The sequence below is a fragment of the Streptomyces sp. NPDC006385 genome (assembly GCF_040612485.1).
Classification (GTDB): domain Bacteria; phylum Actinomycetota; class Actinomycetes; order Streptomycetales; family Streptomycetaceae; genus Streptomyces.
Map to the genome: position 1 here is coordinate 103759 of NZ_JBEXQG010000003.1, position 18909 is coordinate 122667.

Here is an 18909-nt window from a genome sequence, read left to right on the forward strand (position 1 = left end):
CGCGCATCACCGCGGGCGCCCCGACCGTCGTACGCGATCGATTGAACGACCGGTCACCGGCGCCCGTACTACTCGGCGGCGGCGGTGACGGGGATCTCCTGGAGGATGGTGCGCTTGGGGTTGGCTGTCTGAGCGGGAAGGTCGACCGAGTGCTCCGGCTGCTGCGGGGTCTGCAGTTCGTCGGCGTCCTCGAGGTGCGCCAGCGTCGTGCGCCGCGGGTTGGCTATGGTGCGGAACATCATCGTCGTCTTCACGGTTGTCCTGAGCCCTGTCGTGACAAGGCGCCGCGGACGGGCCTCAGGGGCCGGGCGTCCGGGCGCGGGTTGGCAGAAACTTCTCTCTTGTAAAGCGTCAGGCTAAACATGCGGTTCCCACCGGAAGTGACCAACCTCCTTGATCAGCATGTGAGTTTCCTCACGAGAGCGTGGATAAACCGGTCAATTCAGGCTCGCAATCGACCGTACCGAAACGGACATTGACCACCTGAAGCCCTCATTCCGCTCCTGATCATGGCGACTGGGACACCTCTCGCACCCCGTCGGCTCGCGGGCATACGCCCGATATGGGCGGGATGGCGTTCTACGAGAGGTAACCTCGCCCTCACGTGGTGTCACGTATGTCACGGCTCGACCTACGGGCCTTGTTGGAGATCCTGCACTGTGCTGGAATTCCACGGACCGCCGCAGGATCGAGCCGGCGCACAGGGGGCGCACCGAGCGCCTAGTGGCGGCGAGAAGGGGGAGCCAGCGCCGGTCCACCACGACCATCAAGGAGCGTATTCAGGGCGCTCCCCAACACGCCGACACCGTGTCCGTCCGTTCACGCGGAAGGGCGCCTGGTCCAGAGGTTGCGACGCTAGTGCAGGGACGTTTCAAGAGGGATGGCAGCGCTTCGGCGGAGCCGGAGCACGGCGGGACCGACCGAGGTCCCTCGCCCCAGCACGCCCAGAACCCGGGCCCGGCTCCGTCCGCCGACAGCGGTGAGCGCCCCGGGCGCCCCGCCATGTCGGCGTCCTCGGGGACGGCGAACCCCTCCGCACCGCCTGCGAAGAAGTCCTCGAAGGGCATGGTCGGCCCGGGCTCGCGAATAGCCCTGCGCAACTGGCGTATCTCCACGCGTCTGGTGGCGCTGCTGACGCTCCCCGTCGTCGCGGCCACCTCGCTGGGCGCGCTGCGCATCAGCGACAACATGGACGACATCCAGCAGCTCGAGAACATGAAGCTGCTGACGGACATGACCAAGCGGGCCACCGAGCTCGCCGCGGCGCTCCAGGAGGAGCGCGACCAGTCCGCCGGTCCGCTCGCGCACGGCGCCAAGGCGACCGACTACACGGTCAAGGGCTACCGGGAGAAGACGGACCGGGCCGCGGACAGCTTCAGGGAGGCCTCCGAGGAGGTCGACAACAGCAGCAAGGACGGCAACCTCAAGGGCGTCCGGGACAACCTCGTCCAGCTCGTCGGTGACCTCAGCAACATCGAGAAGATCCGCAGCACCGCCTACGAGTCCAAGCGCAACTCCACGCAGACCGTGGAGGCCTACCACCGTCTGATCACCAACCTGCTCGACCTCTCCCAGGACATGGCGGAGGCGACCAGCAACCCGGAGATGATCCGGAGCACGCGTGCCCTGGCGGCCTTCTCCAACGCCAAGGAGTACGCGTCCATCCAGCGGGCCGTCCTCGCGGCGGCGCTGCCCGCGAACAACGACACCGTCGGCGTCCTCTCCGAGAACGACCGGCTCTACGCCGAGTCGGCCCTGACGAGCCAGCGGTCCGAGATCAAGGCGTTCCGGAACATCTACGGCACGCAGTCCGCCGCCGACCTGCTGAAGTCGATCGAGCAGAACAACCCGACGATCACGGCCAGCGACAAGTACGCCAGCCGCGCGCTCAGCAATCCGAACGCCCTCAACGACCTGGAGAAGCGTTCCTACCGCGACTGGGTCGACGACAGCACCACCAAGATCCAGCAGATGCGCGCCATCGAGACGACGCTGCTGGAGGACATGGAGCAGAAGGCCCGCGAGCTGCGCAACGAGTCGGAGCGCGAGGCCATCATCTCCGGTGCGCTGATCCTGCTCGTGCTCGGTGTCTCGCTGGTCGGCGCCTTCGTCGTGGCCCGGTCCATGATCCGCTCGCTGCGCCGCCTGGAGGAGACCGCGACCAGGGTCGCCCAGGACCGGCTGCCCGAGCTGGTCAAGCAGCTGTCCGAGTCCGACCCGCAGGACGTCGACACCTCCGTCGAGTCGGTCGGTGTGCACTCCCGGGACGAGATCGGCCAGGTGGCCGCGGCCTTCGACGACGTGCACCGGGAGGCGGTCCGCCTCGCCGCCGAGCAGGCCCTGCTGCGGGGCAACGTCAACGCGATGTTCACCAACCTCTCGCGCCGCTCCCAGGGCCTCATCCAGCGCCAGCTCTCGCTCATCTCCGAACTGGAGTCCCGCGAGGCCGACCCGGACCAGCTGTCCTCGCTGTTCAAGCTCGACCACCTCGCGACGCGTATGCGCCGTAACGGTGAGAACCTCCTCGTCCTCGCCGGTGAGGAGCCGGGCCGCCGCTGGACCCGTCCGGTCCCGCTGGTCGACGTGCTGCGCGCCGCCGCGTCCGAGGTGGAGCAGTACGAACGCATCGAGCTGTCCTCCGTGCCGACCACCGAAGTGGCCGGCCGCGTGGTCAACGACCTCGTGCACCTGCTCGCCGAGCTGCTGGAGAACGCGACCTCGTTCTCCTCCCCGCAGACCAAGGTCAAGGTGACCGGTCACGCGCTGCCCGACGGCCGCGTCCTGATCGAGATCCACGACACCGGCATCGGCCTCTCCCCCGAGGACCTCGCCGCGATCAACGAGCGGCTCGCCTCGCCGCCCACCGTGGACGTCTCCGTCTCCCGCCGCATGGGCCTGTTCGTGGTCGGCCGGCTGTCCCAGCGGCACGGCATCCGCATCCAGCTGCGCCCGTCCGACTCCGGCGGTACGACCGCGCTGGTCATGCTCCCCGTCGACGTCGCCCAGGGCGGCAAGAAGCCCGCTCCGGGCAAGCCCGGTCCGGGCGGCCCCGGTGGTTCCGGTGGTCCGGCCGCCGCGCAGGCCGCGGCCGGTGCGGCTGCCGCCCGTCGCCAGGCCCAGACCGGCAACGGCTCCCTCGGCGCGGGTGCGCCGGGTGGCGGTGCGCTCGGAGCCGGTGCGTCCGGCGGGGGCCGGCTCGGTGCCGGTCAGGGACCGCGGGCCGCGCTGCCTGGGCGCGACGGTGGCGGGCTTCCGGGTGCGCCGCGTGGACCGCAGGGTCCGGGCGCTCCCTCGCAGGGCCGGCCTCCGGCCGGTGCGGGCGCCGGTTTCGGTGGTCAGGCTCCGGGTGCTCCGCAGGGGCTCCAGGCCGCGGGCATGGGCCAGGACCCGTTCGGTGCGGGCCAGGACGCCTTCGGCGGCTCCGCCGGCCGCGAGCAGTCCCGGCCACAGTCGGCTCCCCCCTCCTCCGATGCCGAGAAGGGCCGTCGTGGCGGTCGCCGGCCGCAGCTGCCGCCGCGCGGTGGTGCGCGGGCCGAGCTGCCGGGCGGCGCCCCGCAGCCGCGCGTGCCGAGCTGGAGCGACGACAACGCCCAGCCGCCGGTGCCGCGCGCCTCGCTCGACGCCCCGCGCGGACACGACGAGGACCCGGCGCAGACGTCCCGGATGCCGCGGCTCGACGACCGTCAGGGCCCCGGCTCCACGACGGAGATGCCGGCGATCCCGGGCAACGACGGCCCCCAGGGCCAGGGCTCGCCCTCCGACCTCCCCCGTCCCGGTGCGAACGGCCGGCAGAACCCGGGCCAGTTCGTCCGCTCGGACGTCTTCGGCGCCCCGGGCGGGCAGCAGAACCCCGGCGGGCAGCACAACCCGTCGCAGACCGGCCAGTTCGCCGCTCCGCAGGCGTACGACGCCGACTCGACGGGGCAGCACGCCCTGCCCGGCCGCCAGAGCCCCGAGTCCACCGGTCAGTTCGACCGGTCCCAGGTCAACGGCGCGTACGGCGGCGGCTCCGACTTCGGCGCCCCGCAGCCCCCGGCCCCGGCCCCGGCACGTCCGCAGCAGCGGCCCGCCCGCCAGGAGCCCGAGGCACTGCCGCCCGCGACGGGACCCGGTGACGGGCGTACCCCGCTGTACGACACCTTGGAGACCAACTGGTTCCACGGCGGTCAGCAGGGGCATCAGACGGGTTCCAACGGCTCGGCTCCGGCACCCTCCCCCCAGCAGCAGCCGCAGGCTCCGGCGGCTCCGCAGTCGTCCGCTCCGCAGTCGTCGTCCGCTCCGCAGCGGACCTCGTCGACCGCCTGGCGCAGCTCGCCGAACGACGACCTCGTCCGTCAGGCCGAGCGCGTCCGGCAGCCGGCCGCGGGCGGCGTCACCACCTCCGGCCTGCCGCGCCGGGTGCCCAGGGCGAACCTCGTCCCGGGTACGGCTCAGCAGCAACAGCACCAACCCGGTCCGCAGGTCTCGCGTTCGCCTGACGACGTACGCGGCCGGCTGACCAATCTCCGTCGGGGTATCGCACAAGGTCGTCAGGCCGGCACCGGCCAGACGGGCAGCTTCCCGAGCCCCACTCACCAGCAGGAGCGTTAGTTGAGCCCGATGAGCCAGGCGGCACAGAACCTCAACTGGTTGATCACCAACTTCGTGGACAACACCCCAGGTGTGTCCCACACCGTCGTCGTGTCCGCCGACGGTCTCCTGCTGGCACTGTCGGAGGGCTTCCCGCGCGACCGTGCAGACCAGCTGGCGGCCGTCGCGTCGGGCCTGACCTCGCTGACGGCGGGGGCGTCCCGGATCTTCGAGGGCGGCGACGTGGCCCAGACCGTCGTCGAGATGGAACGGGGATTCCTCTTCCTCATGTCCGTCTCGGACGGTTCGTCCCTGGCCGTGCTGGCCCACCCGGAATGCGACATCGGCCTCGTCGGCTACGAGATGGCGCTGCTGGTCGACCGCGCGGGGGCGGTACTCACCCCGGACCTGCGCGCCGAACTGCAAGGCAGTCTGCTGCACTGACACCCCCGGATCCACCCGCCTCACCAAATCACCGTCCGGCCGCCACATTCCCCCCACCGGCCACGACCAGACGGCTTGACTGACCGACTTGCTGTCCCCGCCCGGAGGATTCATGACCCCGCCCACCGCCTCTCATGATCCGTACGCGGAGCCGTACGAGGATGAGGGCGACCAGCCGCTGGTACGTCCGTACGCGATGACCGGCGGCCGGACCCGGCCGCGCTACCAGCTGGCCATCGAGGCCCTGATCAGCACCACGGCCGACCCGGCAGCGCTCATGGGACTCCTCCCGGAGCACCAGCGCATCTGCCACCTGTGCCGTGAGGTGAAGTCGGTGGCCGAGGTCTCCGCGCTGCTGTCCATGCCGCTGGGCGTGGCCAGGATCCTGGTCGCGGACCTCGCGGAGGCGGGCCTGGTCGCCATCCACCAGCCGGGCGGCGACGAGAACAACGGCGGCGCTCCGGATGTGACGCTGCTCGAAAGGGTGCTCAGTGGACTTCGCAAGCTCTGAACCGGGCCGGGCGACCACCTCCGCCAAGATCGTGGTGGCGGGTGGCTTCGGCGTGGGCAAGACCACGTTCGTGGGCGCCGTCTCGGAGATCAACCCGCTGCGCACCGAGGCCGTGATGACCTCCGCGAGCGCGGGCATCGACGACCTCACGCACACCGGGGACAAGACCACCACCACGGTGGCCATGGACTTCGGCCGTATCACCCTGGACCAGGACCTGATCCTCTACCTGTTCGGTACGCCCGGCCAGGACCGCTTCTGGTTCATGTGGGACGACCTGGTGCGCGGCGCCATCGGTGCCGTCGTCCTCGTCGACACCCGCCGTCTCGCCGACTGCTTCCCGGCCGTCGACTACTTCGAGAACAGCGGCCTGCCGTTCGTCATCGCGCTCAACGGCTTCGACGGGCACCAGCCCTACACGCCCGACGAGGTGCGCGAGGCGTTGCAGATCGGTCCGGACGCGCCGATCATCACCACCGACGCCCGGCACCGGTCGGATGCCAAGAGCGCGCTGATCACGCTGGTGGAGCACGCGCTGATGGCACGGCTGCGGTAGCGCAAGTCGGCAGCGCCGTACGGCAGTTGTCGTAGACGCATTGGAGCCGACTGTGGCTTTTGACACGGTCGGCTCCGTTGTTCATAACGTTTCGGCAGAGGAATCGGGTGGTACGGCAACGCGTCGCGGTCGAGCGGTGTCGCTGCGCGCACAAAGGCCCCGTCTTTTGACGGGGCTCGCTCTTTATGACCGTTTTATCTGGGGCTTACATCACTCCGAATCCACCGCTTCCACTGTTTGGAAGTGCGCAGGCCGACGTGCTGGAATGCCTGAACTGCCCATTAGTCAAAGACGTACTCAGCGGTACTCCGTACTCGATGGCGAACCGGGCTCTGAGACACTGCGGCACAACGTTAGGTGCCGACCCCGCCGGAAGGTTGTTGGTCGAGTGAGGCGAAGCAAGAACAGTCCCGAGCCGTCGGCCCGGGGCAACTTCACCCCGCCGCCGCGCGGAGCGGCGCCCACCCCTGTGCCCGGATCGGAACCAACGGCGGCGCCCGCGCCCAGCGGCGGCCGGTTCTCGCCGCGCAACTGGCGCGTGCCGACCCGGCTGAACGCGATCCTGCTCATACCCGTGCTGGTCGGCCTCGTCATGGGCGGCTTCCAGGTGAAAAGCTCGATCGACACCTGGCAGGAGGCCGAGGACGCGGAGAAGACCGCGCTCGTGGTCCAGGCCGCTCTGACCTACGCGGACCAGCTCTACAACGAGCGCGACGTCACCGCGGCCCCCCTGCTCCAGGGCAAGGGCCAGGACGACAAGACGGTCACCGACGCCCGCGCCGCCACCGACAAGGCGGCCGACGCCTTCGACAAGGCCGCCCAGGGCATGCCGGACACGCCTCGACTCGAGCGCCGCCTGGAGCTGCTCCGCGAGGCCGAGGCCGATCTGCCGGACGTGCGCGCGAACGCGTACACCAGCAAGCTCCCCGGGGTGAAGACCGAGGAGGGCTACGGCGACATCTCGCACCCGCTGCTGGAGTTCGCCAACGAGCTGGGCCTCGGCACCTCGAACGTCACCAGCTACGGCCGTACCGTCTACGCCATCTCGCTCACCAAGGCCGCCCTGTCGCTGGAGCGCTCCATCGGCATGCACATGCTGGTCCGGCCCGGCCCGGGCGAGCAGAACCTCGCCAGCCAGCGCGTCGCGCTCTTCTCGTACGCGTACCTGGAGGGCATCGCCATCGAGGAGTACGTCGGCGGTGGCACGGAGGCCGACGCGAAGAAGCTGGAGGACGCCAAGCAGCGGATCCGCGCGGAGGGCGCGGCGATGGCCGCGGACGCCAAGAAGCGGAATCCGGACTACGTGGCACCGCCGTCCGAGCCGACCAAGATGGTCTCGGCGGTGGCCCAGCTCAAGTCCACGGACCCCAGCGACCGCGCGGCCCTCGCCCAGAGCGGCATCACCGCGCAGAACTGGTGGGCGGTCAACACCCTGAAGTACAACGCGTACCGCACGATCGAGAACGACCTGGTCGACACCGCGGTGAACGAGGCGTCCAAGATCTCCGACGACGCCAAGCGCGACGCCCTCATCACCGGTGCCGCCGTCGTGGTCGCCCTGCTCGCCGCGTTCATCCTGGCCGGCATGGTCGCCCGCCAGATGTCCCGCTCGATGCGCCAGCTGCGCAACGCCGCCTTCGGCATCGCCGAGCAGCGTCTGCCGATGCTGGTCGACCAGCTCTCGCGCACCGACCCCGGCCGGGTGGACACCCGTGTCGCCCCCATCCCGATCAACACCCGCGACGAGATCGGCGAGGTCGCCCGCGCCTTCGACCAGGTCCACCGCGAGGCCGTCCGGCTCGCCGCCGAGCAGGCCCTGCTGCGGGGCAACATCAACGCGATCTTCACCAACCTCTCGCGCCGCAACCAGTCGCTGATCGAGGGCCAGCTGACCCTGATCACCGACCTGGAGAACAACGAGGCCGACCCGGACCAGCTGGAGAACCTCTTCAAGCTGGACCACCTCGCGACCCGTATGCGCCGCAACGGTGAGAACCTCCTGGTCCTCGCCGGCGAGGAGCCCGGCCGCCGCTGGGACCAGCCGGTCCCGCTGGTCGACGTGCTGCGCGCCGCCTCCTCCGAGGTGGAGCAGTACGAGCGCATCGAGCTGCAAGGCGTCCCGGAGGCGGAGATCCACGGCCGGGCCGTGACCGACCTCGTGCACCTGCTGGCCGAGCTGCTGGAGAACGCCACGACGTTCTCCTCCCCGCAGACCAAGGTCCGGGTCACCGCGACCCGTCTCCCCGACGGCCGCGTGATGATCGAGATCCACGACAAGGGCATCGGCCTGACCGCCGAGGACTTCGCGGACATCAACCACAAGCTGGCCAACCCGCCCACCGTCGACGCGGCGATATCCCAGCGCATGGGTCTGTTCGTGGTCGGCCGGCTGTCCGACCGGCACGGCATCCGCGTCCAGCTGCGCCCCTCCGGCGAGCAGGCCGGCACCACCTCGCTGGTCATGCTGCCCGACGCGATCACCCACGGCGGTGGCGGCGAGCAGCAGCCGGCACAGGACGAGTTCACCGTCTCGCAGATCATCCCGGAGCAGAACTTCCAGGGTGAGAGCTTCAGCCAGCCCATGCGCACGGCCGCCGAGCTCGGCTTCGACGACAGCCGCTACCCCGAGGTCCCCGACGACATCCGTGAGCTGGACCCCGTGGGCCGCTCCCTGATGCGCGAGGAGCGCCGCGCCGCCCTGGAGGCCCAGAACCACGGCCAGGGCGCCTCCGAGACGTCCGGGTACGACGAGTTCACGGGTCAGCCGAACTACGACGACCAGAACGGCTTCCCCCAGCAGCCCGGCACGTACGACCAGCAGACGTCGTACGAGGAGCAGCAGGCCGCGTACGACGAGCAGCAGCGCGCCGCCTATGACGAGTCCCAGCGGCAGTCGTACGACGACACGTACTACGCGCCGAACGGCGGCCTGCAGCGCGGCGACACCTTCTCGTCGGGCGGCGGCTACCCCGAGCCCACCTATCCGGAGCCGGTCCGCGAGGAGCCCCCGGCGGCCGCCGCCTCCGCCCCGGAGACCTTCCCGGCGTTCGAGCAGCGGCGTCACCAGGACGACTGGCCGCAGTCGAACGGCTACCGCAACGGCTACCCGGACCAGTACGCTCCGCAAGCGGAATCTGCCCAGGCCGATGACGCGAACGAGCGCGACCGCGTAGGCTTCGACCGTCCGGGACCGGCCCCCTCCGCCGCCCACGAGCTGACCGACGCCGGGCTTCCGCGCCGCGGTTCCCCCGCGAGCGGCACCAACGGCGCACGGCCCGTGCGGCAGGAAGCGCCGGCCCCCACACCGGAGAGCAACGGCGACAGCAGCTGGCGTTCCCAGAACGACGACCGCTGGCAGCAGGCCGCGCAGCTCCGGAAGCCCAAGGCAGGCGGGGTGACCTCCTCCGGCCTGCCGCGGCGGGTGCCCAAGGCCAACCTGGTCGAGGGAGCCGCCGCAGCCACCCCCCAGGGCGGCCCCCAGGTCTCCCGCGCTCCCGAGGACGTCCGGGGCAGGCTGAGCAACCTGCGCCGGGGTGTCCAGCGGGGTCGCAGTGCGGGAAGTGAAACGAACGGCCAGGGCTTCGGTCCTGACAGCACCTACAACCAGGAGCGTTAGTGTGAGCCCGATGAGCCAGGCGGCACAGAACCTGAACTGGTTGATCACCAACTTCGTGGACAACACCCCCGGGGTGTCCCACACGGTGGTGGTCTCCGCCGACGGACTCCTTCTGGCGATGTCCGAAGGCTTCCCGCGCGACCGCGCCGATCAGCTCGCGGCCGTCGCCTCCGGCTTGACGTCTCTGACGGCAGGCGCCTCCCGCATCTTCGAGGGTGGCAGCGTGAACCAGACGGTTGTGGAGATGGAGCGGGGATTCCTCTTCATCATGTCCATTTCCGACGGTTCGTCTCTCGCCGTCCTCGCACATCCGGAGGCGGACATCGGCCTCATCGGGTACGAGATGGCGCTCCTGGTCGACCGTGCCGGTACGGTCCTGACACCGGATCTGCGTGCGGAGCTCCAAGGGAGCCTGCTCAACTAACAGACAGTCGGTGCGTTTTGGCGTCCCGGGGCCGTAAGGTTTCGGGACGCGGCTCCACATGATGGGTGCCAGGCACAGTCGGAGGAGGAGAAAGTGGCAACACCCCCAGACGGTTCGTCATCGGGCAACTGGTCGTACGGCCCTGCCCAGGGTCAGCACGACGGTTCCCAGAACCGGTACAACTTCCCCTCCTCGCCGAGCCACCGGCAGCCGTACGCACCGCAGGGCCCCGGGCCCTCGCCGTACGACCAGCCGTCGGCGCCGCGCATCCAGCCGGTGCAGCCGCAGCGACGCGCCCCTGAGCCGGCGCCCGCCGGGGCGTCGAACAACCCCCTGGTGCGCCCGTACGCCATGACCGGCGGCCGGACGCGCCCGCGCTACCAGCTCGCCATCGAGGCACTGGTGCACACCACCGCGCAGCCGCACCAGATGCAGGGCCAGTTGCCCGAGCATCAGCGGATCTGCAACCTCTGCCGCGAGATCAAGTCGGTGGCGGAAATCTCCGCCCTGCTCACGATCCCTCTCGGCGTGGCCAGGATCCTCGTCGCCGACTTGGCGGAGGCGGGCCTGGTCGCCATCCATCAGCCCGGCGGCGACGAGAACGCCGGCGGCCAGCCAGACGTGACACTGCTCGAAAGGGTGCTCAGTGGACTTCGCAAGCTCTAGCGGAGGGCCTTCCCGCTCCACCACGTCCGCGAAGATCGTGGTGGCTGGCGGCTTCGGCGTGGGCAAGACCACGTTCGTCGGCGCCGTCTCGGAGATCAATCCGCTGCGCACAGAGGCCGTCATGACGTCCGCTTCGGCGGGCATCGACGACCTCACCCACACCGGGGACAAGACGACCACGACGGTCGCCATGGACTTCGGTCGTATCACCCTGGACCAGGACCTGATCCTGTACCTGTTCGGTACGCCCGGCCAGGACCGCTTCTGGTTCATGTGGGACGACCTGGTACGGGGCGCGATCGGCGCGGTGGTGCTCGTGGACACCCGGCGCCTGGCGGACTGCTTCCCCGCGGTCGACTACTTCGAGAACTCGGGTCTGCCCTTCGTGATCGCCCTCAACGGCTTCGACGGCAACCAGCCGTACTCGCCGGACGAGGTCCGTGAGGCACTGCAGATCGGCCCCGACACCCCGATCATCACGACGGACGCGCGGCATCGGGCGGACGCGAAGTCGACGCTGATCACGTTGGTGGAGCACGCGTTGATGGCGCGGCTGCGGTAGCCGCTTCGGTCTTCGGCACGTTTTGCTTGCGGCCCTCGTTCCTCCTGTGGGAGGGATGGGGGCCGCGGTGTTTTTCGCGGGACTTGAGGGAGGGGCACAGGGATGAGCGCGGAGGCGGCTGCGTTACGGCTGGGGACGACCGTGGCGCGCGCGGCGGCCCAGGCATGGCTGGGCGGGAAGCGGCGGGAGCAGGAACGCCGGTTGTCGATGGCCGAGTTGGTGCGGGTGCGGGTGTCCGGGCTGCGGCTGCAGCGGAGCGTGGAGCGACAGTTCGAGGAGATCGCGGACGCGGTGTTCGACCGGCTGGCGCCGTTTCTGGAGCGGGAGTTCCGGGGGCTGGAGGAGGGTGGGCGGCGGGCGGTGGTGGACGGTGTCTGCGACACGTTCGCGGCGGCGGACCTGTCGGACAAGGCGATGCTCGCCGCGGACGTGAACCCCGCGGAGATCGTGCGCCGGGTGACGGGTTCGGTGCGGGCCCCGGTGGGGCTGAGCGAGGCGGAGACGCGGCTGTACGAGGTGCTGTTCGCGGAGTGCTGCGAATACTACGTACGGATCGTGCGGGGTCTGCCGGTCTTCGAGGAACGGGCACTGACGGAGCTGCTGGCGCGGACCACGTCGCTGGGCGCGGAGATCGCCCGGGTGCTGGAGCGGCTGCCGGACCGGTCGTTGTTCGCGCCGGAGGGGGCGGATCGGGACGGGGAGTTCCGGCGGCGGTATCTGGAGCTGGTCAGTACGTCGCTGGACGAGGTGGAGCTGTTCCGGCGTACGTCGGACCGGGCGGCGGCGCAGGCGCGGTTGTCGGTGGCGTATGTCAGCCTGCGGGCCTCGGGGGACGACGGGACGCGGCGCCGCGCGGGAGGCCTCAGAGGGCGCTCCATGCCGCTGCTGCGGCCCGATATGAGCGACTGGGAGGAGGGCGGCCGGAGCGAGGCCGCGGGGATGCGCGTGGAGGCCGCTCTGGGCGGCGCCTCGCGGGTGCTGCTGCGCGGTGAGGCGGGCTCCGGCAAGACGACGCTGCTGCGGTGGCTGGCCGTCATGGCGGCGCGGGGCGCGTTCACGGGTGAGCTGGCGGGCTGGAACGGTCTGACGCCGGTGTTCGTGAAGTTGCGGGAGTACAGCGGGCGGACGCTGCCGACGCCGGAGGCGATGCTGGACTCGGTGGCCGGGCACATCACGGGGGTGATGCCGAAGGCATGGGTGGAGCGGCAGTTGGCCGAGGGCCGGGCCCTGCTGCTCATCGACGGCGTGGACGAGCTGCTGGACGGGGAGCGGCGAGCCGTACGGGAGTGGCTGCGGAAGCTGCTCGTGGCGTACGGGGAGGTCCGCGTGGTCATCACCTCGCGGCCGGCTGCGGCGGGGGCGGACTGGCTGCGGCGGGAGGAGTTCACCGCGCTGCACCTGGACCGTATGACTCCCCCTGATCTGGCGGCCTTCGTCCGGCAGTGGCATCGGGCGGTGCGGGAGCTCGGCGAGGAGCTGCCGTGTGCGGTGGAGGAACTGCCGCAGTACGAGCAGTCGTTGCTGAACAGCCTGAAGGACCGGCCCCATCTGCAGTCGCTGGCGGGGACGCCGCTGCTGGCGTCGATGCTGTGCGCGATGCATCTGAACCGCGGCAGCCAACTCCCCCGGGACCGCATGGAGTTGTACCGGAACGCTCTGCACACGCTGGTCCATGAGCGGGACGCGCACCGCAACGTCCCCAGTGCCGTGGACAGCCGGCTGAGCCTCGGGGACAAGCTGGTGCTGCTGCGGGATCTGGCCTGGCGGCTGTCGGACAACAACCGCAGTGAGATCTCGCTGGACCAGGCGGAGCGGTATGTGGGCCGGAAGCTGGCGGGGATGCGGCATCTGGAGGAGCAGGACGGCGGTCGGGTGCTGGCGCAGCTACGCGGGCGCTCCGGGGTACTCCGCTCCCCCGCCGTGGGACGGCTGGACTTCGTCCATCGCACCTTCCAGGAGTACCTGGCGGCGGCGGAGGCGACGGAGGAGGACCGGATCGGGAACCTCGTCGGGCGGGCCCACCTGGACATCTGGCGCGAGACGATCGTCATGGCCGCAGGCCATGCGAACCGGCCCCAGCGGGAGGAACTGCTGGGCGGGATCCTGGACCGGGCGCAGGAGGAGCCCGGACACGCGCGGCGGTTGCGACTGGTGGCGGCGGCCTGTCAGGAGACGGTGCTGGAGGTCTCCGAGGGGCTGGCGGAGCGGTTGGACGCGGCGGTGGAGGCGTTGTTGCCGGCGCGACGGGAGACGGACCCGCCGGCGCTGGCCGCGGTGGGGGTGAGCCTGCTGCGCAAGTTGCCGCGCTCGTTGAGCGAGCTGACGGAGAAGGCCGCGGTGCAGACCATACGGACCGTGGCACTGATCGGCGGTGAAGAAGCGCTGCGGAGGATGGCCGGCTATGTGGGTGACGAGCGCGGCAGGGTCGTGGCCGAGTTCATCAGTGCCTGGGCCTACTTCGACGCGGAAGCCTACGCGGACCGCGTGCTGTCCGGGTTGCCGTTGCGGAACCGGCTCGTCAGACTCACCCATTCCGGTCAGTGGTCGGCCGCGACCCGGATGAGGTCGATCAACTCCCTCTGGATCAGCTACCCCTTCAGGAACTACGCGGCGTTGGGGAGCCTGCCGCCGCTGAAGGACCTGATCGCCTTCGTCCCCGGCACCGCCGACCTCACGGGAATCGGGGACCAGCCCGAGCTGATCGCCCTGGCCCTGGTGGGCGCCGGGTCGCCACAGCGGCTGTCGCCCCTGGCAGACCTGCCGAACCTGCGGGATCTGACCCTGGGCGTCAGGAACCTGCCGGACCTCGACGAACTGCCCGGTGTTCGCGCGCTGTCCTCTCTCATGCTGTGGGGAGTGGCCCCGAGCACCGACCTGTCACCGCTGGCCGACTGCTCCGGCATCACGTATCTGCAACTCCAGACCGATGACGTCTGTCTGCCGGGTGGCATGCGCGCCCTCTCCGCCCTGCCCCACCTGGACAGCCTGAGCCTCCATGGAGTCGACGTCGCGGCCTGGTTGAAGAACGGGGAGTTCCCGCCCCCGGCGGTCAGACACCTCCGCCTGTACGACTGTCTGCTGCCCGACGACCCCGCCGCGCTGAACTTTCCCGGTGTAGACGTCCGGATTCGCTGACCACGCGCGTGGCCCCGCCCTCCGTGGGGAGAGCGGGGCCATGGCCACATGCAAAAGAACTCAACGCCAGCTGTGGGGCGCCCGGAAGCCGGGCTCGCGCTCCAGGCGGCGCCAGCCCGCCTTCGCGCGGCCGCGGTGGGCCGGGGTGGTGTCGGAGGGCCGGGCGGCGGCGCGGGCCAGGAGGATCGCGGTGATGGCCGCGACTTCCTCGGGCTCGGCGTGGCCCTTCTCGACGCGGATATCAGGGAGGTTCATGGGTGTCAGTCTCCGTGGACGAGGTTTCCGCGGGGGTACCGCGAAGGATCCGCTGGGTTACTGCGGGGGGTTGCCGTGCTTGCGGGAGGGCAGGTCGGCGTGCTTGGTCTGGAGCATCGCGAGGGAGCGGATGAGGACCTCGCGGGTCTCCGCGGGGTCGATCACGTCGTCCACCAGGCCGCGCTCTGCCGCGTAGTAGGGGTGCATGAGTTCGGACTTGTACTCCTTGACCATGCGGGCCCGCATGGCCTCGGGGTCCTCGGCGTCGGCGATCTGCCGGCGGAAGATGACGTTGGCGGCACCTTCCGCGCCCATCACGGCGATCTCGTTCGTCGGCCAGGCGTAGGTGAGGTCGGCGCCGATGGACTGGCTGTCCATGACGATGTAGGCACCTCCGTACGCCTTGCGCAGGATCAGCGAGATCCGCGGCACGGTCGCGTTGCAGTAGGCGTACAGGAGCTTCGCGCCGTGGCGGATGATGCCGCCGTGCTCCTGGTCGACGCCCGGGAGGAACCCAGGGACGTCCAGGAAAGTGACGATCGGAATGTTAAAAGCGTCACACATCTGGACAAAGCGCGCAGCTTTTTCCGACGCCTCGATGTCCAGGACACCGGCCAGCACCTGCGGCTGGTTGGCGATGATGCCGACGACCTGGCCGTCCAGCCGGGCCAGCGCGCAGATGATGTTGCGCGCCCAGCGCTCGTGGACCTCCAGGTACTCGCCGTCGTCGACGATCTCCTCGATGACCTTGGCCATGTCGTACGGCCGGTTGCCGTCCGCCGGGACCAGGTCCAGCAGGACGTCGCTGTGCCGGTCCGGGGCGTCCGTGCACTCGACGCGGGGCGGGTTCTCGCGGTTGTTCTGCGGCAGCAGCGACAGGAGGTAGCGGACCTCCGCGATGCACGTCTCCTCGTCGTCGTACGCGAAGTGGCACACACCGGAAGTCTCCGCGTGCACGTCCGCGCCGCCCAGGCCGTTCTGGGTGATCTCCTCGCCCGTCACCGCCTTGACCACGTCCGGGCCCGTGATGAACATCTGCGAGGTCTCACGGACCATGAAGACGAAGTCCGTCAGCGCCGGGCTGTACGCCGCGCCGCCCGCGCACGGGCCGAGCATGACCGAGATCTGCGGGATGACACCGCTCGCCTTGGTGTTGCGCTGGAAGATACCGCCGTAGCCGGCGAGGGCCGAGACGCCCTCCTGGATACGGGCACCCGCACCGTCGTTCAGGGACACCAGCGGAGCACCGGCCGCGATGGCCATGTCCATGATCTTGTGGATCTTCGTGGCGTGGGCCTCGCCCAGCGCACCGCCGAAGATACGGAAGTCATGCGCGTACACGAAGACCGTACGGCCCTCCACCGTGCCCCAGCCGGTGATCACACCATCCGTGTACGGCTTCTTGGCCTCCAGGCCGAAGCCCTGGGCACGGTGCCGACGCAACTGCTCGACCTCCCGGAAGGAGCCCGGGTCCACAAGCAGCTCGATCCGCTCCCGAGCGGTCAGCTTGCCCTTGGCATGCTGCGCCGCGGTCGCCTTCTCGCTCGGGCCGGCCAGCGCCTGCGCACGGATCTCACGCAGCTCGGCCGTCCGCCCGCGGGCGTCGATCGGCTCACCCGGTGCCTCATCCAAAACGGTCATGTAGTGACCTTACGAAGGACACGGCGGAAAGCGAGCCGTTGACTCCGTACAGTCTCCGGCGCGTTTTCCTGGTGCCCCTGAACAGAACCATGGCGGCATGCAGCCGTTCCGACTGCTCAGAGGGGCTGCGCGCTGTAGGGATCGCACAAAGCTGTCAGCCGAGAGCCACCTCACATCGGTGGACGGCGCATACCATCCCCGGAGTGACACGGACCCTCAGCCGGCGGCCTGTGGAGAGGACCTCGACCGAGTCGTCCGCCCGCACGATCCGGCGCACGGGCCGGTCCCAGGTGATCTCCAGCGGTTCGCCCGTGCGCGGCGGCTCGCTCACGCAGAGCGTAGCGGTACGGCCCCGGCGGCGGAGCAGCACACTCGCGCCGGCGGAGGCGGTGAGCGGGCCGGCCTTGCCCGGCTGCCAGAAGTTGGCGGCCGTGAGGCCCAGGGAGGGGACACCGACCGCCTGGCACCGGCTGTCGTTGGCGAGTACCGACAGCCACCGCCGGTCGGCGGCCCTGGCGGCCACCTCGTGCCGGGCGGCGCCGGGCATGAGCAGGTAGCGGTAGGTCGCGTCGGTCGGGTCCGTGCCGTGGTCCAGCCAGAGGGTCTGCCAGCGGCGGGTGCGGCGCTCGGTCGTACCGCCGGCGTTGATGTCGGCCCAGGCCCCGGTGCGGGCCTCGCGCAGGGCGCGCAGATCGCCGTACGGCACCACCCAGCCGCCGTGGCCCGCCAGGTGCGCCCAGCCGGGTCCGCGTGCGAAGGGCTGGGTGCCGTGCTCCCCCAGGTTGCGGTTGTCCACGACGGTCTCGACGGGGACTCCGTCGGCGCAGGTGATCCCGGCCCCGAGGCAGATCACGGCGTCCGCGACGCAGAACCACGACTTACGGGCCTGAAGCGTCGAGCCGAGCCCCCTCAGGTGCTGCCCGATCGCCGCGTACTCGCCGTCTGTCGTGCCGCCGACCCACCGCACGTCCGGCTTGGGCTCGCCCCACTCGCCGCCCGCCTTGTCGGGGAGGCGTTTGGTGGAGACGGTCGTACCGGGGAGGCGGTACCAGTCGACGGTCGGCCAGTACCAGTCCGTGTACTGGTCGCCGAGGCCCTTCGCCCACCAGGAGAGCATGCCGGCGCCGGTGTGCCAGCCGCGCGGGTTCTCGCCGTTGCCGCATTCGTAGAACGCGATGCGGTCGCTCGCCATGGCGACGTTCGCGACGAAGCCGGGGCGGCGGTGCACGGCCCGGTCCATGGCGGCGAAGAGGTGGTGGCCGGTGGGTTCGGGGGCGGCCGGGACGGGTGACTCGGCGACCGCGTGCAGGCGTGCCAGATCGCCGGTGCCGAACTGACGGGCCGTCAGGATCGGGGTGACCGCGTCCCGTTCGATCCAGCCCTTGACACGGCCGTACCAGCGCTCGCGTTCCGCCGCGCTCGCGCCGCCGGCGAGCAGGGCCATGGCGGCGATGACGCCCTGGCCGTGGAAGTGGTCGCCGCGCATCACGCGGCGGTCGTCGCTCTTGAGGTGTCCCCGGGTGATGGCACGGCCGTTAACGCTGTCCATCATCAAGCCGTCGTGGATGAGCGGGGCGAAGGCCCGCTCGACGCCGTCCAGGACGAGCTGCTTGTTCGGGTCGGTCACCTCCCACTCGGATCCGGCGAGCAGGGCGAAGAGGCGGCCGAGGCCGTCGAGGAGGACCTGGCCGTAGGTGCCGGAGTAGGCGACCCAGGTGTGCTGGACGAACGAACCGTCGGCGTAGAGGCCGTCGCCCTTGGTGACGTACGGGAAGACCGGCGAGAGCGCGTCACGGGCGAGCGCGATCTTCGCGGGGGCGCGGCCGAGGATGCCGCGCAGGGCGACGCTGCGGCACAGGTCGACGCGGTTGGCTCCGGTGGAGGTGCCGGAGTAGTCGGTGAGCATCGAGTCCGGGACGAAGTGGTCGACGGCGGCGCAGGCGGCGGCTCGCTGTGCGTCGGTGAGGTGGTCGTACAGGGCGGCGGTGATGTCCATCAGCAGGCGGGGGCTGCCGATCTGCCATTCCCACCAGTTGCCGTAGCGGGTGGTGGACGGGTTGTAGACGGTGGCGGCCAGGTGGTCGAGGCCGCGCAGGACGTCGGCGAGGAGGGCCGGGTCGCCGGTGGAGCCGGTGCCCCGCTGGACGTGGGCCCGGGTCATGGTCCACAGGCGGCCGTAGCTCTGGGTGATGCCGGCGGGCGGGTCGTAGGGGTGACCGGGCCAGAGGGATGTGGGGGTGGGGGCCATGGTGGCCCGGAAGCCGCGGGCGAGGGTGCCGGTTTCGGCGAGGCGGGAGGCGTACGGCTCTGCCGTGGGGTCGTAGCCGGCACCGAGGGCGATGTCGAGCCAGCGGCGGCGAAGGGCGTCGTACGGGTCGGGGGCGGCTGCCGCTCGGGCAGGGGTCCGGGCCCCTTCGGCCAGAGCCGCGGCGAGGGCGGCGGCGTACAGGAAGGCACGGCGCGTGACAGTCATGCCCATGCCCATACCACGTGACAGGGAGTGACACCAGGGACACGCTCCGAATGTTGA

Annotated in this window: 13 protein-coding genes; 9 read left to right on the forward strand and 4 right to left on the reverse strand. The window is 70.5% G+C overall.

Annotation, left to right across the window (positions count from 1 at the left end):
* Window positions 1-68: 68 nt before the first annotated feature.
* Window positions 69-254, reverse strand: a complete 186-nt coding sequence (locus ABZ078_RS03185) for a hypothetical protein (RefSeq protein WP_356571057.1) — start codon at window positions 252-254, stop codon at window positions 69-71.
* Between the two features lie 604 nt (window positions 255-858).
* Between ABZ078_RS03185 and ABZ078_RS03190 the strand changes: the two genes are divergently transcribed.
* The 9 genes from ABZ078_RS03190 (at window position 859) to ABZ078_RS03230 (ending at window position 14483) form a co-directional block, all read left to right on the forward strand.
* Window positions 859-4590, forward strand: coding sequence for a nitrate- and nitrite sensing domain-containing protein (locus ABZ078_RS03190; RefSeq protein ID WP_356571059.1), 3732 nt, complete (start codon window positions 859-861; stop codon window positions 4588-4590).
* Between the two features lie 9 nt (window positions 4591-4599).
* Window positions 4600-5013 (forward strand): roadblock/LC7 domain-containing protein, encoded by a 414-nt coding sequence (locus tag ABZ078_RS03195; RefSeq protein ID WP_030231800.1) that lies wholly within the window; start codon window positions 4600-4602, stop codon window positions 5011-5013.
* 112 nt (window positions 5014-5125) lie between these two features.
* Complete coding sequence (locus ABZ078_RS03200; RefSeq protein WP_003997626.1) at window positions 5126-5524, forward strand: DUF742 domain-containing protein; 399 nt, start codon at window positions 5126-5128, stop codon at window positions 5522-5524.
* Window positions 5505-6080 carry an ATP/GTP-binding protein gene (locus ABZ078_RS03205; RefSeq protein WP_030948707.1) on the forward strand — a complete coding sequence of 192 codons (576 nt, stop codon included), beginning with the start codon at window positions 5505-5507 and terminating at the stop codon, window positions 6078-6080. Before ABZ078_RS03200 ends, ABZ078_RS03205 begins: the two co-directional genes overlap by 20 nt.
* A 388-nt stretch (window positions 6081-6468) precedes the next feature.
* Window positions 6469-9696, forward strand: coding sequence for a nitrate- and nitrite sensing domain-containing protein (locus ABZ078_RS03210; RefSeq protein WP_356571062.1), 3228 nt, complete (start codon window positions 6469-6471; stop codon window positions 9694-9696).
* A 10-nt stretch (window positions 9697-9706) separates the two neighbouring features.
* On the forward strand, window positions 9707-10120 hold the full coding sequence (locus ABZ078_RS03215) for a roadblock/LC7 domain-containing protein (protein WP_004983065.1): 414 nt from the start codon (window positions 9707-9709) through the stop codon (window positions 10118-10120).
* Between the two features lie 93 nt (window positions 10121-10213).
* A complete protein-coding gene (locus ABZ078_RS03220) occupies window positions 10214-10786 on the forward strand; it encodes a DUF742 domain-containing protein (RefSeq protein WP_356571064.1) in 573 nt (190 codons plus the stop codon).
* Window positions 10767-11348, forward strand: a complete 582-nt coding sequence (locus ABZ078_RS03225; protein WP_003997631.1) for an ATP/GTP-binding protein — start codon at window positions 10767-10769, stop codon at window positions 11346-11348. The genes ABZ078_RS03220 and ABZ078_RS03225 overlap by 20 nt, the downstream gene beginning before the upstream one ends.
* Before the next feature lie 102 nt (window positions 11349-11450).
* Window positions 11451-14483 carry an NACHT domain-containing protein gene (locus ABZ078_RS03230; RefSeq protein WP_356571066.1) on the forward strand — a complete coding sequence of 1011 codons (3033 nt, stop codon included), beginning with the start codon at window positions 11451-11453 and terminating at the stop codon, window positions 14481-14483.
* A 60-nt stretch (window positions 14484-14543) separates the two neighbouring features.
* Here the strand turns inward: ABZ078_RS03230 and ABZ078_RS03235 are convergent, their stop codons facing one another.
* The 3 genes from ABZ078_RS03235 to ABZ078_RS03245 all read right to left on the reverse strand — a co-directional run bounded on the left by ABZ078_RS03235 (window position 14544) and on the right by ABZ078_RS03245 (window position 18852).
* Window positions 14544-14738, reverse strand: coding sequence for an acyl-CoA carboxylase subunit epsilon (locus ABZ078_RS03235; protein WP_356571068.1), 195 nt, complete (start codon window positions 14736-14738; stop codon window positions 14544-14546).
* 57 nt (window positions 14739-14795) lie between these two features.
* On the reverse strand, window positions 14796-16379 hold the full coding sequence (locus tag ABZ078_RS03240) for an acyl-CoA carboxylase subunit beta (RefSeq protein ID WP_356571070.1): 1584 nt from the start codon (window positions 16377-16379) through the stop codon (window positions 14796-14798).
* A gap of 154 nt (window positions 16380-16533) precedes the next feature.
* Complete coding sequence (locus ABZ078_RS03245; RefSeq protein WP_356571072.1) at window positions 16534-18852, reverse strand: polysaccharide lyase 8 family protein; 2319 nt, start codon at window positions 18850-18852, stop codon at window positions 16534-16536.
* Window positions 18853-18909 lie beyond the last annotated feature (57 nt).